Raw genomic sequence first — 15,279 nt, forward strand, 5'->3', positions numbered from 1 at the left:
GCGCGAAGCCGCTCCGCAGGCGCGGCCGCGGCAGGACCCGGCCTTGAGCCAGCCGACGCCGTCCGCGCCCAGCGCGCCGGAGCCGGCCCAGCCGGGCCTGACCTACCGCTTTCAGCGCTGGGGCGGCGAACACGCGGTGAACGTGCAGAGCCAGCCCGGCGGCGTGCTCAGCCTGCAGCCCTCGGACAGCCTGGTGCAACAGCGGCTGGGCGAGCAATGGCAGTCCGGCAATCCGCAGCAATGGCAGATGGCCCGCGACGACGGCCGCGAGCAGGGCCGGCAGCAGCCGCAGCGGGATGAGGAGGAGGACGCCTGATGCTGGCGCTCAGACAAATCGACGCGCGTGAACGCGCCTTGAGCCTTGCCGCCGCCGCCTGGCGGCGCCAGGGCTGGGACGCGACGCTGGAAACGCCGCCGCGCGGCGGCTTGTGGTTGTCGGTGGCCGATGCGGACCAGCGTTGGCAGGGCTGGCTGCAAGCGCGCGCCTGGCTGGAGAACGCCGCGCCGGAACTGGCGCGGTTGGCCTTGTCCGCCGGGGTGGAGGCGCAGGCGGCGCAATGGCTGGCGGCGGCGGAACGGCCGCTGACGCCGCCGATGCCGGAGCTGGCCTACCAGCGCTTGAGCCTGGGCGAGGCGGGGCCGGGCGACGCCTTGCCGCGCCAGCCGCTGCTGCGGGTGATGTGCGCCGAGGGGCCGCTGTGGCTGGAGCGCGCGCCGGCGTTCGAGGCCGGAGACGCGCCGGACCCGGCGCCCTTGTTGAGCTGGCCGCTGCGCTTCGTCATCGGCGACAGCCGCATCAGCCTGGGCTTGTTGCGCGGCGTGACGCGCGGCGACGTGCTGCTAATCCGCGAGCCGGCGGCGGCGGTGCGCTGCCACGACCGCGCGCTGGGCACTTATCAAACGTATGAGGAAGGAATCGTCATGGAATGGGATGAATCGCAACAGGCGGCGGAGCAGGAAGCGCCGGCGCGCGACATGGGACAGCTGCCGGTGGAGCTGGAATTCGTGCTGCACCGCGGGCGGGTGACGCTGACGGAGCTGCAGGACTTGTGCCGGGGCCAGTTGTTGAACCTGCCGGCGGACGTGGAGCGGCGGGTGGAAGTGCGCGCCAACGGCGCGCTGCTGGGACGCGGCGAACTGGTGCAGCTGGCCGGCCATCTGGGGGTGGAAGTGACGGAGTGGCTGGGCGGAGCCGCCGATGTCGAATGATATTTCGCTGATTGCGCTGCTGGCCTTCGCCACGCTGCTGCCTTTCCTGATCGCTTCCGGGACTTGCTTCATCAAGTTCTCCATCGTGTTCGTGATGGTGCGCAACGCGCTGGGCCTGCAGCAGGTGCCGTCCAATATGACGCTCAACGGCATTGCGTTGATGCTGTCGATGTTCGTGATGCTGCCGATCGCGCAGCAGGCCTACAGTCACTACCAGGAAGAACAGGTCAGCTTCAACAGCGTGGAATCGGTGAGCAACTTCGTCGAAAACGGCCTGGACGGTTATCGCGGCTATTTGCAGAAGTATTCCGATCCGGAACTGGTGAGTTTCTTTGAAAAAGCCCAGGCGCAGCGCACCGAGCGCGAAACCGGCAACGCGGCCGAGGACGAACAGCCGTCCCTCTTCGCCTTGCTGCCGGCCTATGCGCTCAGCGAGATCAAGAGCGCGTTCAAGATCGGCTTTTATCTCTACCTGCCCTTCGTGGTGGTGGATTTGGTGATCTCCAGCATCTTGCTGGCGCTGGGGATGATGATGATGAGCCCGGTGACGATTTCGGTGCCGATCAAGCTGGTGCTGTTCGTGGCGCTGGACGGCTGGACTTTGTTGTCGAAGGGCTTGGTGTTGCAGTACCTGGATTTGGCGACCTAGCCGGGCGGAGCAAACCGTCCCGCCACGGCATGGCGCTGCGTTTGGTTTTGCTTTCCGCGTCTCGGAGCGAATGGCTTTCATGGAGCGGGCGGAGTACCGCGCTGTCCATGCCGCCCGCCTCAACTTTGGAGTTTTGCTATGAATGATCTGGTGTTCGCCGGCAACAAGGCCTTGTACCTGGTGCTGCTGATGTCGGCCTGGCCCATCATCGTCGCCACCGCCATCGGCCTGCTGGTGGGCCTGTTCCAGACCGTGACCCAGTTGCAGGAACAGACGCTGCCCTTCGGCATCAAGCTGTTCGGCGTCAGCCTGTGCCTGTTCCTGTTGTCCGGCTGGTACGGCGAAACCCTGCTCGGCTTTGGCCGGGAGGTGATGCGCATGGCGCTGGCCCGGGGCTGAGGCGGATGCAGTTCGGCCTGTTCTTCGAAATCCACGGCTGGGTGGCCTCGGCCGCGCTCGGCTTCGCCCGCGTGGCGCCGGTGTTCTTCATCCTGCCCTTCCTGAACAGCAATGTGCTCAGCGGCGTGGTGCGCACCTCGGCCACCATGCTGGTGGCGCTGGGGCTGTGGCCGCATCCGGTGGAGGCGCTGCCGGCTTTTCAGGCGCTGCCCTTTATCGCGCTGATCGCGCGCGAGGCCGCGGTGGGCCTGCTGCTGGGCTGCCTGCTGGCCTGGCCGTTCTGGGTGTTCCACGCGCTGGGCAGCATCATAGACAACCAGCGCGGCGCGACGCTGAGCAGCAGCATAGACCCGGCCAACGGCGTGGACACTTCGGAATTGGCCAATATGTTCAATCTGTTCGCCGCCGCAGTCTATCTGCAAGGCGGCGGCATGAGCCTGATGCTGGACCTGTTCCGTCAGAGCTATCAGCTGTGCGACCCGCTGGGCGTGTGCGCGCCGGCCTTGCAGCCGACGCTGAGCCTGCTCAATCAGGTGATCAGCAAGGCGGTGGTGCTGGCCAGCCCGGTGGTGGCGGCCTTGCTGCTGTCCGAGGTGGTGCTGGGCCTGCTGTCGCGCTTCGCGCCGCAGATGAACGCCTTCGCGGTGTCGCTGACGGTGAAGAGCGCGGCGGCCTTGCTGATCATGTTGATGTATTTCGGCCCGGTGTTGCCCGACACGGTGATGCGGCTGGCCTTCCCGCCGACGGCGCTGCCCGGCTGGCTGAGCGCGCCGGTGCGCTGAGATGTCGAACAAGACCGAACAACCCACGCGCAAGCGCTTGCAGGACGCGGCCAAGAAAGGCCAGTCCTTCAAGAGCCGCGACCTGGTGGTGGCCTGCCTGACCCTGTGCGGCGTCGCCTATCTGGTGTCCTTCGGCTCGCTGGTGGAACTGATGGGCGCTTTCCGCCAGGTGATCGCCGGCGGCTTCCAGCAGGACATGCAGGGCTACGCCCAGGCGGTGGCCTGGCTGGGCATCAAGCTCTTGCTGCCCATCTTCTTGCTGTGCATCGTCGCCTCCGCCTTGCCCTCCCTGCTGCAAAGCGGCTTCGTGCTGGCCAGCGAGGCCTTGAAGCTCAATCTGGAGGCCTTGAACCCGGTCAACGGCTTCAAGAAGCTGTTCAGCCTGCGCACGGTGAAGGAGGCGGTGAAGGCCTTGCTTTACCTGGCCAGTTTCGTGGTGGCGGTGCTGGTGCTGTGGCACAAGCACAAGGCCCTGCTGTTCGCCCAGCTCAACGGCGACCCCATAGGCATGGCGGCGATCTGGCGCGAACTGCTGCTGGCGCTGGTGCTGACCTGCCTGGGCTGCATCGTCGCGGTGCTGGTGCTGGACGCCATCGCCGAGTACTTCCTGTTCATGAAGGATATGAAGATGGACAAGCAGGAGGTCAAACGCGAGATGAAGGAGCAGGAGGGCAATCCGGAGATCAAGTCTCGCCGCCGCGAGGCGCATATGGAGATCCTGTCCGAGCAGGTGAAGTCCGACATCGAAAACTCGCGCCTGATCGTGGCCAACCCCACCCATATCGCCGTCGGCATCTATTTCAAGCCCGAGCTGCTGCCCATCCCCTTCATCTCGGTGATGGAGACCAATCAGCGCGCGCTGGCGGTGCGGGCCTATGCGGAAAAAGTGGGCGTGCCGGTGGTGCGCGACATCCCGCTGGCGCGGCGCATTTTCGCCAGCCACCGCCGTTATTCCCTGGTCAGCCTGGACGAGGTGGAGGAAGTGCTGCGCTTGCTGATGTGGCTGGAGCAGGTGGAAAACGCCGGAGCGCAGGCGTCGGAGCCGGAGCCGGAGCCATCGAGGCTAGCGGCGGAGCAACAGGGGAAGGACGCGAACGCCACCAAGCCCGCCTCTGTGGATAAACAAAACGACCAGGAAGGCTGAGCGCATAGACGTGGCCCAAGAGCCTTCCCGCCCGCCGGGAAGGTCCGGCAACGCCAATCTTTCCCCGCGCGGCGGCGGCCTCAAAACCCGCAAGGCCATATTGAACACGCCCGGATAGCCGATGCGCCGTCGCCATGAGCGATTCCTGAATGTTTCCCCCCGCCGACCGCTGTTAAATGACAGCGACGACGGTCATTTCACACCCAAGACAACCGTCGTCTCTAGCCAGCTCTGCCGGGTTGGTGACAGCGACTAGGAGAAGTTTGATGAACCCTGAAGACAGTGTCAGCGACGACCGCCTGGCAGAGATGGTCTGGGAAGCGGTAAGCGCGGGCGCCACCCTGAAAGACGTGCACGGCATTCCGCCGGACATGATGGAAGGCCTGTACGCCCACGCTTACGATTTTTACAACAAGGGAAGGCTCGACGAGGCGGAAACCTTCTTCCGCTTTCTGTGCATCTACGACTTCTACAACCCCGACTACATCATGGGGCTGGCCGCCGTGTGCCAGCTCAAGAAACAGTTCCAGAAGGCCGCTGATCTGTACGCGGTGGCCTTCGCCCTGAGCAAGAACGACTACCGGCCGGTGTTCTTCACCGGGCAGTGCCAGCTGTTCATGCGCAAGGCGGCCAAGGCCAGGCAGTGTTTCGAGCTGGTGTGCGAACAAAGCGACGACGAGTCGCTGCGCGCCAAGGCCCAAGTGTATCTGGACAGTTTGCAGGAGACGGAGGCCGAGCAATCCCGTCAGCAGGAAAAGGAGCAAGCATGAGCGGTAACACTATCGGTCAAAGCTTCAATCTTGACAGTGCCAAGCTGGCGAAAGCGCTATCGGGTAACACCCAGGCGAGCGAGAAATTCGTCGACGCCGCGCAGAAGTCGGCGCAAGCGCTGTTCACGATGCGCGTCAGCGACGACGCCGGCGCCGCCAAGCCGCGCAGCGACTTGAACACGCCGCCGCTGACCCAGCCCACGGCCAAGGCCAAGGAAGAGCTGGACGGCGCGGGCAAGCTGACGCTGCTGCTGGGACAGTTGATGTCCTTGCTGGGCAATGTCTCGCTGTCGCAGCTGGAAAGCCGCATCGCCACCTGGCGCGCGATGATGGAAGCGCAAGTGGCGATGGGCGAGAAACTGTCCAAAGAGTTCCAGGACGCGTTCAAGGCGGCGAGCGAAGCCACCGAGGCGTTGAAAGACGCGGTGGGCAACTACGACAGCGCCAAACAGGCCGCGGACGCCGCCCAGAAGAAAGCCGATGCGGCCCTGGCCAAGCTGAACGGCATGTCGCCGGACGATCCGGGTTACGCCGACGCCCAGGCCGCCAGCCAGCAAGCCTCCGGCGAAGCCGCGCAAGCCAAGCAGAAAGCCGACAAGGCGTTCGAGGTGGCGGAAAAGGCCCGCGTGGTGGCGGTGGAAAAGGGCAAGATCGCCGATGATCTGGCCGGCAAGGTGCAAGGCGCCAATGTGGGCGGCGATGTCGCGCGCAAAACCGGCGAGGACAACCTGTCCAATGTGGCCAAGCTGACCATGTTGATGGCGATGTTCGTCGAGCTGGTGGGCAAGAACAGCGAAGAAAGTCTGAAAAACGATCTGGCATTGTTCCAGGCCTTGCAGGAAGGCCGCCAGAAGGAAATGGACAAAAAATCCGCCGAGTACCAGGAAGAAGTGCGCAAGGCGGAAGAACTCAATCGCACCATGGGGTGCATTGGCAAGATTCTAGGCGCGTTGCTGACCGTGGTCAGCGTCGTGGCCGCAGCATTCACCGGCGGCGCCAGCCTGGCGCTGGCCGCGGTGGGCGTCGCGCTGATGGTGGCGGACGAGGTGGTCAAGGCCACCACCGGGGTGTCTTTCATGGAAGAGGCGTTGAAGCCCTTGATGGACAAGGTGCTCAAACCCTTGATGGACCTGATAGGCAAAGCCATTACCAAGGCGCTGGAAAGCATGGGGGTGGACAAGAAGACCGCCGAGCTGGCCGGCTCCATCATCGGCGCGGTGCTGGCCGCGGTGGCCATGGTCGCGGTGATGGTGGTGGTGGCCGTGGTGGGCAAGGGCGCCGCCAGCAAGCTGGGCGGCGCGCTCAGCAAGCTGATGGGCGACGCCATCAAGAAGATGGTGCCCAATGTGCTGAAGGAACTGGCCAAGAACGGCAGCAAGATGTTGACCCAGGGCTTCCAGCGCCTGGCCAACAGCCTGGGTCTGCGCACCGATGCCGCCTCCAAACAGCTGATGGCCAACACCCTCAACCGCGTGGTGGTGGGCGGGGAAGTGGCGCAAGCCACCACCCAGGCCGGCGGCAATGTGGCGCAGGGCGTGTTCATGAAGAACGCCAGCGACGCGCTGGCCGACTTCACCCTGGCGCGCGCCGCGATGGATCAGATCGAGCAATGGCTGAAGCAGGCGGTGGAAGCCTTCGCCAACACTCAGAAAATTACTCAGGAACTGACCACGATGATGTCTTCCGCGCTGCAGCAGAACGCTGAAGCCGGCCGCTTCGTACTGCGTCAGAGCCACGCTTGAGTCAGGAGAAAATAGCATGCTGAACACTATCAACACCACGTCCGTCCATACTCTTTTCCCCGCTACGGCGGAATCCGGCGCGGCCGATAAATCGCTGGCGGCCAAGTCGCTGGTGGACATCAAGGACATCCTGCCCATCCTGAACAGCGCCGGCCGCGACGGCAAGGCGCTGGCCGAGGTGATGAGCGGGCCGGAACTGCGTCCGCCGTCCGCCGAAGTGAGCAAGCAGGTGACCGACGGCCTGAAGGCCTATCTGAGCGAAAAAGCCAAGGACCCGGAGTTTGTTCAGGATCTGGGCGCGGTGTATCAGAAGGTCGAATCCGGCGTGAACAAGCTGATGAACGACAAGGTCAAGGAACAGGCAGAACAGGGTAAATCCTTCGACATCAGCGGCATGGCGCCCAGCGGGGTGGCGCTGCTGGTGGCCGCCATCGTCTTGATGTCGGCGCTGCGCACCGCCGACAACGCTTTAAGCACCAAGTTGTCGCTGGTCAGCTTCGACGCCACCAAGGCCACCGCCGCCTCCATGGTGCGCGAAGGCATCGCCAACCTGTCCAGCAGTATTGCTCAGGGCGTGGGCCAGATGGCCATTACCGGCGTCGGAGCCAAGAAGAGCTTGAACGGCCTCAACGCCGAACGCGGCGCATTGAAGAACAACGCGCCCAAGTTGGCCAAGGCCGGCGACGAGAGTCGCAATATCCAAACCACGCTGAACCGTCAGAACACGGTCAAGCTGGGCACGGAGCCCGACAGCCTGAAGCATGTGGGCCTGAAGTCGCAGCCGGGCGCGGCCAAGTTGGGCGCAGGCGAGCCGGGCACGCAGTCCAACGCCGCAGGCAGCGTGGCGGACGGCATGGCCGGTGACAAGATCGGTTTGAAGTCCAGCAACCAGAACCTGGGCAAGCCGCATGAAACCGCCTTGGGCAGTGCCAGCGAGGACTTGTCGGTGAAGAGCTCGATCGAGCAGCAAACGATGGACGACACCAAGCTCAAGGCTCAGGCCAAGCAAACCACCGGTCGGGCCATCATGGACAGCTCGTCCGCGGCCAGCAATATCGCCGGCGGCTCTGGCCGCTACGCCTCCACGCTGGAGCAGTCCGAGCAGCAGATCAGCCAGGCTTCCAGCCGCGTGGCCAATACCGCCTCCGAGGAAACCCGCGAGAGCAGCCGCAAGTCCGACAGCTTCATCCAGGAGCTGCTGCGCACCTTGGACAGCATCAGCCAATCCAAGAGCGCGGCCATGGGGGCTGTGGCCGGCAACATCCGCGCCTGATCCGCTAGCCCGGAACCGGGCGGCGCCGTCCCTGGCGCCGCCCGCCGGCCCGGCCATCCCGGTCGGGCCGGCCTTCCACACCATTCATTCCGCCAGCGCCTTGGCGCCTGCCTCGGCGCTGGCCATGCAGGGGAATTCCCATGAACGGCATTCAAACCACATCCTCCTTGCCGCTGACGCTGCCGCAAACGACGGAAACCCCGGCCGCCGCGCCGCGAGCCGATACCGGCGGCGTCGCCGTTGAAACCCGCGCCGCCGCGCCGCAAGGGCCGGAGCTGTCCGCGCTCAATACCGCTCAGAACAAGGCCGACGCGTTGCGCCAGGCCAACGAGGCCGCCCGCCGCACCGTCGAAGGGCAGACCACCTATGAAAGCAAGCTGGCGGACCAGCGCTGGCAGGCGGCGATTGCCGGCGGCGAGCAGCCGGCGGCCGAGCGGCTTAATTTCCAGCGCGGCGCGTTGACGCGGGCGCAGGACCAGGCCCGCGACATGCAGACGCTGAATACTCAGCAACTCAAAAGCAGTCTGGGCGCTTTGGCGCAAAGCGGCTATGTGATGTCCGCCGAGCAAAAGTCGACGCTGCAGGCGGATATCGCCGACGTGTTCGCCGACGCTCCGCCCACAGCGCGGGAATTTGCCGCGCCGATGTTGTACACGGCGCCGGGCGCGGCCAAGGACATGATTTCCGACCGCGAATTGTGGGAAATGATCAGCAAGGCCATCGGCGACATCAAGGACGGCTATCTGGGCGTGTACGAAAACGTGGTGGCCCAGTACACCGAGTTCTACAAGGCGTTCAGCGACATCCTGTCGCAGATGGCGAACTGGATCAAACCCGGCGGCGACGGCAACAAGGTCAAGCTGGACGTCGATGCGCTCAAGGCCGCGCTGCAGAAGCTGAAATCGGATTTCTCCCTGCCCAAGAAAGCGGCGGTGCTTTTCCCCTCGCAGGATAAATCGGCGGATCCGATCAAGGGCGGCAGCGAAGAGGACGCCAGGAAGTGGGCCAAGGAGATGGGTTTGCCGGATTCCTGCGTCCAGAAGTCGGCGGACGGCAAATGGGTGGTGGTGATCGACATGACGCCGGTCGACACCATGATCCGCGACGTTGGCGCCTTGGGCAGTGGCTCGGCGGTGGAAATGGACAACGCCAAATTCCAGGCCTGGCAGTCCGGTTTCAAGGCGCAGGAAGAAAACCTGAAAAACACCCTGCAGACGCTGACCCAGAAATACAGCAACGCCAATTCGCTGTACGACAACCTGGTCAAGGTGCTCAGCAGTACCATCAGCAGCTGCACGGAAACCGCCAAGTCCTTCCTGCAAGGCTAAGCAGCGGTTTGACGCTTGAGGCCGGGCGCGCCGACGCCCCTGTCCTCAGCTTGTCGTTAACCGTCATCAACATTTTAGAACCTGTTCATGAACTGCTGCGCTGTGGCGATACGGCGTTAAAAACAAGCTCAAAATGCTCATGTACACGAGTACATTCCGCTTTTTCGCTCGTTTTCGCCTTGTCTCGCTCTTGCTCGCAAGATCGTGAACAGGCTCTTAGGAGAGCAACATGCCGGGACTTTCCGGATTATCACGCGCCCATTCCTGCCCGGACCTGTCCGCGCTGCTGAATGGACCGGCGCGGCCGGCCAGCGCCTTGGCGCGACGGCTGAGCGAGGCGCGCAGCAGCGACGCCGCGCCGCCGCGTCGCCACTCGCTGGCGGATCTGGCCAGCTACAAGGCGGACTACAGCCGCGACAGCGTGGCGGCCTTGTTCGCCGCCTCGTCGCAGTCTCAGCGTCTGGGCGAGCTGTATCAGGAGTCGCCCAACCGCTACGCCAAGCTGGAAATCGCCGAATTCGCCAAGGTCTACAGCCAGTTGAGCCGGCAGGAGGGCCTGAGCGAACAGGCGCGCCAAACGCTGGACGGGCTGGCGCAGCAGTACACCGACAAGATATTGAAGGACGGCCTGGGCGAAAAATCCGCTTTTGGCCCGTGGACGCCGAGAACCGACAAGCACTATCAGCAGCGCAGCAAGCTGGAGCACAAGCTGGCCGCCATGATGGAGCGTCAATGTCCGGGCGGCGTGTTGCAGCTGGGCAATGACTTCATGCGTCGCGAGGTGGTGCCTTTCATCCTGTCCCGCGTCGAGTCCCACTTGGGGCGTCAGCTGGACGAGAGCACCTGCCAGCGTCTGACCGAACTGGTGGACAGCGCGGCGATGAAGGCTTTTGAAGAACTGCGGCAGCGGCGCGGCGAGTTGATAGAGCAGCGCGGCGTCAGCGTGGGCACGCTGGCGCGCGACCTTGACACTGTCGCCATCCTGCCGCAATTGCTGCGCAGCCTGCTGGAGGGCTTGGGCCAGGGCCCGAAAGACCCGGAACGGCCGGAGCCGGTCCGCGCCGATCAGCCCGATCCCGGCCCGGGCCCTCAACCAGGCCCGACCGAGCCGGGGGGCGCGCAGCAGCCGATGGTGGTGAATAACTACTACACCACCAATAACGATAATCGTCAGGACAATCGTCAGGACAACCGGCGTTGGGACAAGCGCGGCGACATGTATCTGGGCGATGTGAACAAGGGCAACCGCCATCAAGGCGGAGCGCCCTCGCGCCTGGTGACGTCCTTGCGCATGCCGGCGCCGCAAGTCGCCCGCAGCCAGGACTTGCCCAAGCCGCAGCAGGCCACCGTGTCGGAAACGCGTCATCCCTTGCTGAACGCGGCCAGCCAGGTAACGGGCGCCTTGTCCGAGCTGATGAACACGGCGCTGGGCGAGGAAACGCTGACGGCGCCCACGCCCGGCGCGGCGCAAGCCGGCAAGCTGGAAGCGACCGCGCGTCAGGCGCGGATCAGCCAGCCGGCCGCATCGCAATCCGCAATCCTGGGAGGCGCGCCGTCCGGCGTGGAGCAGGGCACGCAGACCGATGGCGGCCAGACTTTGCATCACGCGGCCAGCCAGGTGATGGAGGCGATGTCCGAGCTGATGGGCACGGCGCTGGGCGAGGAAACGCTGACGGCGCCCACGCCCGGCGCGGCGCAGGCGGGCAAGCTGGAGGCGACGGCGCGTCAGGCGCGGCTCAGCCAGCCGGCCACGCCGCAGTCCGCGACTCTCGGCGGCGTGCCGTCCGGCGTGGAACAGGGCACGCAGACCGATGCCGGCCAGGCTTTGCGCGACGCGGCCAGCCAGGTGTCGACGGCCATGTCCGAGCTGATGAACACGGCCTTGGGCGAGGAAACGCTGGCGACGCCCATTCCCGGCGCGGCGCAAGCGGGCAAGCTGGAGGCGACGGCGCGTCAGGCGCGGCTCGACGCGGCAGCCCAGCCGCAAACCGCCAGCCTAGGCGGGGAGTTCGCCGAGCTGGCCTTCCGCGGCGGCCCGCTACGCAATCTGCCTAGCCAGGCCTATCTGCGCAGCCAGATCTTCCATTCGACCTTGGACGGCCATGCCGCCGGCCGGGAGCTGATCAAGGCGCTGCGCGACGCGCTGGAGCCCGACGCGGCGCAGCCCTTCGCGCAACGGCGCGAGTTCGAAGCCTTGCGCAACCGGATGTTGCCCAGCGGCCGCGCGCAGCAGGACGATTTGCTGCAGCAATTCGCCGACGGCGCGCCGGAAACGCTGGCCGCCGACGCGCGCCGGCTGGGCGGGGTGCTGGCCGAGCACCCCGGCCTGGAGCGTCAGCGCCAGGCGCTGGGCGGTTTTGCGCAAACCCTGATCCGGGAAACCAATTTGCTGCCGCCGGGCGGACGCGCCAATCCCTTGTTGGGCGAGTTTCTGAGCGGCTTGGGTCTTCAGCCGCGCAACACGCCGGCGGCGGATGCCGGCGCTCGTCTGCATCAGGCCGCGCGCGAGGTAGCCGACGGCTTGTCCCAGGTGCTGGACACCGCGGCCGGCCGGCGCGTGGAAGGCGAGTTGCGGGCCGAACGCGTCGATATCCAGCAAGCGGCCAGCACGCCGTTGGACCAAGCGGTTCGCTTGTCGGCCGGAGACGCGCCGGCCGCCGATGCCGGCTCGAGTCTGCATCAGGCCGCGCGACAGGTGGCGGATGGCTTATCCCAAGTCTTGAACGCCGCCGCCGGCCAGAGCGCGGCCGGCGAACCGGAGGCCAATGGACAAGCGTCTCAGCTTGGCCGCGCGCCGACGGCGGACGCGGCTCAGGCGGCTGAAGGGGCCGGAGGCTTCGGCGGGCTCAAGTTCCGCGACGGCAACCTGTACACGCTGCCGACCCAGGCTTATCTGCGTAGCCGCGCTTTCGCGCTCGACGCCGGCAGCGAGCTGATCCGCGCGGTGCGCGGCGCCTTGGAGCCCGACGCGACGCAGCCCTTCGCGCAACGACGCGAGTTTGAAGCGTTGCGCAACCGCGTGTTGCCGGGCAACAGCACCCAGCAGAGCGGCGTGCTGAAGGACTTCGCCGACGGCAAGGCGGGCACGCTGGGCGACGATGCCGCGCAGTTGCGGCAAGTGCTGGCCGAGCATCCGGGTTTGGAGCGACAGCGCCAGGCGCTGAGCAGCTTCGCGCGCACCTTGATCCGCGAGGCCAATCTATTGCCGCGCGGCAAGCCGGCCAACCCGCTGGTCACGGCGTTGCTCAGCGGGCTGAGCATAGACGCGGCCGCGGAGGCGCGGCGCGGCGAAGCCTTGAGCTCGTCTTCGGGCGTCACCCTGACCACCGACGGCCTGCATCTCGATCCCAACCGCATCCGGGAGCGCAACCGTGGCAATCAGTCTTGAGCAACAAGTGGTGGCGGTGATGGCCTGCTGTTTATCGGTGGAGGAGTCCAAGCTGCAGCCGCAGGCGCGGCTGGTGGACGAGTTGTACGCGGACTCGATGGAGCTGCTGGACATGGTGCTCTTGCTGAACGATGAGTTCGGCATCGAGATCGGAGTCGACGACATCGTCGACATCAAGACCGTGGCCCATGTCTGCCAGGTGGTGGAGCGGCAGCTGGCGGGGCGCCTCGCTCAGTCGCCGCTCGGCTCCGCTTGCGGCAGCGCCGCCTCCAGCGCCTGAAGCAGGTCTTGCAGCCGGGCGGCGTCCGGCTGCGGCTGGCGCAGCGCGGTCTGCATGTCCGCCGCCAGCGCCGGCAGGCGCGGCAGGCCGGCGCTGAGCGCCACGCCGTGCAGGCGGTGCGCGTAGTGTTCCGCCTGCGGCCAGTCCCGCGCCAGCAAGGCCTGGCGCAAGGCGGCGGCGTCGGCGTCGCAGCTGTGGCTTAGCAACTGCGTCAGCTCGCCGTCGGGCGGGACCGGCGCGGCCGGCGCCGGGCCGGGGCGGTGATCCAGCCACAGCGTCATGATCTGTTCCAGCTGGGCCAGCCGCAAGGGCTTGGTCAGGCAGCTGTCTATGCCGCTGTCCAGGCAACGCTGCTGGTGTTCTATGCCGGTGGTGGCCGAGATGGCGATGATGGGCAGATAGGGCTGCCACTGCAAGGCCGGGTGGCGGCGCAGCCGCAGCGCCAGTTGATAGCCGCTGATGCCGGGCAGATTGCAGTCCAGCAGCGCCATGGCGAAGCGCTGGCCCTGATCCAGCAAGCCCAGCGCGGCGGCGCCGTTGTCCGCCGTCACCGCGCGGTAGCCCAGTTGCAGCAGCTGCTGGGCGATGATGAAGCGATTGGCCGGCTGGTCCTCCACCACCAGGATGGGATCGCAGGCTTCCTTGAGGGCGGCCGGCGGGCTGGCGACGTCCGGCTCGGCGGCCGCTGCCGGCTCGGCCGGCGCATGGCGCACCGGCAGCCACAAGGTCACCGTGGTGCCTTGTTCCGGCTGGCTGTCCAGCGCGATGCGGCCGGACATCAGCTCCACCAGTTGCCGGCAGATCAACAAGCCCAGCCCGGTGCCGCCGTAGCGTTGCTGGGTATGGTCCGCCTGCGCGTATTCGTGAAACAAGCGGGCCTGCTGTTCCGGCGCGATGCCGATGCCGGTGTCGCTGACCTGGACGCAGAGCAGCGCCCGCTCTTCCTCTATTTCCTGTAGTTCCAATCGCAGACACACCTCGCCCTGGCGGGTGAACTTGACCGCGTTGCTGAGCAGATTGCTCAGGATCTGGCGCAGGCGCACCGGGTCCAGCACCAGCAGGCGGCCGCACAGGCCAAGCAGCTCCAGCCGCAGTTCCAGCCCTTTCTTTTCCGCGCAGGCGCGGTAGATCGCCGCCACGCCGCTGGACAGCGCCGCCGCGTCGGTGGCCAGCGGCTCCAGCCGCAGCCGCCTGGCGTTGAGCTTGGACACGTCCAGCACATTGTCCAGCAGCTCCAGCAAATTCACCGCCGAGGCGTTGGCCAGCGCCGCCAGCTCGCGTTCGCGCGGCGGCAGCTCGGCCTGGCGCAGCAGCTCCACCGAGGCCAGCACCGCGTTCATCGGCGTGCGGATTTCATGGCTCATCACCGCCAGAAAGGTGGATTTTTCCGCCTCGCTGCGCTGGGCGGCGCGGCGTGCGGCGTGGGCGCGCTGGGCGAACAGCAGCAGCAAGAGCAGCACCAGGCCGACGCCGGACAGCTCCAGCGCGTAATAACGGGCGATGGAGCGCCAGGACGGCGCGCCGTAGTCGGTGGTCTGCAACCAGTCTTCCAGCATGTGCTGGGTGTCGTCCGCGGTCAGCCGCGCCAGCGAGCCGTTGATGATGGACAGCAGTTGCGGCTGGTCCTTGTTCACCGCCATCGACACCAGTCTGGGCATTTCGCTGACGCTGCCGGCGATGCGCAGCGAGCCGTAATAACGGCGGCGGATCACGGACTGCATCACCGCGTCCAGCCCCACCGCGGCGTAGGCCTTGCCGTCCGCCACCGCGTCCAGCGCCGCCAGCGGCGTGGGCGTGGCCACGATGTCCACCGCGGGAAAGTTTTCGCGCAGGAAGTATTCGTAAGGGTCGCCGCTTTCCACCGCGATGGTCTTGTTGGCCAGCTTGGAGGTGTTGAACACGATGGGCTTGTCCGGCTGGGTGACCAGCACGGTGCTGCCGGAAAAATAGGGGTCGCTGAAGCGGATGCGCCGGCCCACCTCCGGCGGAATCAGGCCGGAGGACAGCGCGGTGAGCAGATCGATGCGGCCGCTCAGCATCATGTCCACCGCCTGCTGGCGGTTGGCCACCGGCACCAGCTCGAAGCGCAGGCCGCTGATCTCGGAAATGCGGTTCAGATAAGCCTGGGTCAGGCCGCGGTGCTCGCCGTCCTCCATGTATTCGATAGGCCAGCCGTGGGGGTCTATCGCGTAGCGTACCACCGGGTGCTTGGCCAGCCAGGCGCGTTCCGCCGGCTTGAAGCCGGCGTGGCTCAGACCGGACAGGCAGAAGGCCGGCAGCAGACAGGAGAGCAGAAAGGAGCGCGCGCGCATGGC

13 protein-coding genes are annotated in these 15,279 nt (G+C 66.1%); 12 read left to right on the forward strand and 1 reads right to left on the reverse strand.

The window, feature by feature from the left end; all coding sequences use genetic code 11:
- From NK214_RS07735 to NK214_RS07790, 12 genes are all read left to right on the forward strand, one after another.
- A partial coding sequence (locus NK214_RS07735) for a type III secretion system needle length determinant, SpaN/EivJ family (RefSeq protein WP_305883546.1) occupies positions 1 to 316 on the forward strand: 316 nt, incomplete at its 5' end.
- A complete protein-coding gene (locus tag NK214_RS07740; protein ID WP_253314154.1) occupies positions 316 to 1,209 on the forward strand; it encodes a YscQ/HrcQ family type III secretion apparatus protein in 894 nt (297 codons plus the stop codon). The genes NK214_RS07735 and NK214_RS07740, both read left to right, overlap by 1 nt.
- Entirely contained in the window at positions 1,199 to 1,858 is a 660-nt protein-coding gene (locus NK214_RS07745) for an EscR/YscR/HrcR family type III secretion system export apparatus protein (RefSeq protein WP_107798946.1), read from the forward strand. The genes NK214_RS07740 and NK214_RS07745 overlap by 11 nt, the downstream gene beginning before the upstream one ends.
- Positions 1,859 to 1,996: 138 nt before the next feature.
- Positions 1,997 to 2,257, forward strand: a complete 261-nt coding sequence (locus NK214_RS07750) for an EscS/YscS/HrcS family type III secretion system export apparatus protein (RefSeq protein WP_019104573.1) — start codon at positions 1,997 to 1,999, stop codon at positions 2,255 to 2,257.
- A gap of 5 nt (positions 2,258 to 2,262) precedes the next feature.
- Positions 2,263 to 3,039 (forward strand): type III secretion system export apparatus subunit SctT, encoded by a 777-nt coding sequence (sctT, locus tag NK214_RS07755; RefSeq protein WP_235086041.1) that lies wholly within the window; start codon positions 2,263 to 2,265, stop codon positions 3,037 to 3,039.
- Between the two features lies 1 nt (position 3,040).
- Positions 3,041 to 4,183 (forward strand): EscU/YscU/HrcU family type III secretion system export apparatus switch protein, encoded by a 1,143-nt coding sequence (locus NK214_RS07760; RefSeq protein ID WP_255701193.1) that lies wholly within the window; start codon positions 3,041 to 3,043, stop codon positions 4,181 to 4,183.
- A gap of 266 nt (positions 4,184 to 4,449) precedes the next feature.
- Positions 4,450 to 4,953: a type III secretion system translocator chaperone SicA gene (gene sicA, locus NK214_RS07765; protein ID WP_019103389.1), complete on the forward strand. Its 504-nt coding sequence runs from the start codon at positions 4,450 to 4,452 to the stop codon at positions 4,951 to 4,953.
- Positions 4,950 to 6,695, forward strand: coding sequence for a type III secretion system needle tip complex protein (locus NK214_RS07770; RefSeq protein ID WP_235086044.1), 1,746 nt, complete (start codon positions 4,950 to 4,952; stop codon positions 6,693 to 6,695). The genes sicA and NK214_RS07770 overlap by 4 nt, the downstream gene beginning before the upstream one ends.
- Before the next feature lie 16 nt (positions 6,696 to 6,711).
- Positions 6,712 to 7,968: an IpaC/SipC family type III secretion system effector gene (locus tag NK214_RS07775; protein ID WP_253314155.1), complete on the forward strand. Its 1,257-nt coding sequence runs from the start codon at positions 6,712 to 6,714 to the stop codon at positions 7,966 to 7,968.
- A gap of 140 nt (positions 7,969 to 8,108) precedes the next feature.
- Positions 8,109 to 9,296: a type III secretion system needle tip protein SctA gene (gene sctA, locus NK214_RS07780; RefSeq protein ID WP_227105380.1), complete on the forward strand. Its 1,188-nt coding sequence runs from the start codon at positions 8,109 to 8,111 to the stop codon at positions 9,294 to 9,296.
- A 229-nt stretch (positions 9,297 to 9,525) separates the two neighbouring features.
- Positions 9,526 to 12,684: a hypothetical protein gene (locus tag NK214_RS07785; protein ID WP_253314156.1), complete on the forward strand. Its 3,159-nt coding sequence runs from the start codon at positions 9,526 to 9,528 to the stop codon at positions 12,682 to 12,684.
- Positions 12,668 to 12,964, forward strand: a complete 297-nt coding sequence (locus tag NK214_RS07790; protein WP_227105378.1) for an acyl carrier protein — start codon at positions 12,668 to 12,670, stop codon at positions 12,962 to 12,964. Before NK214_RS07785 ends, NK214_RS07790 begins: the two co-directional genes overlap by 17 nt.
- Here the strand turns inward: NK214_RS07790 and NK214_RS07795 are convergent.
- The gene (locus tag NK214_RS07795; RefSeq protein ID WP_253314157.1) at positions 12,916 to 15,276 is read right to left on the reverse strand and encodes an ATP-binding protein; all 2,361 of its coding nucleotides are present in this window, start codon (positions 15,274 to 15,276) and stop codon (positions 12,916 to 12,918) included. The two genes, NK214_RS07790 and NK214_RS07795, sit on opposite strands and share 49 nt — an antisense overlap.
- Between the last annotated feature and the right edge of the window lie 3 nt (positions 15,277 to 15,279).

Source organism: Chromobacterium sp. S0633, assembly GCF_024158805.1.
Taxonomy (GTDB): domain Bacteria; phylum Pseudomonadota; class Gammaproteobacteria; order Burkholderiales; family Chromobacteriaceae; genus Chromobacterium.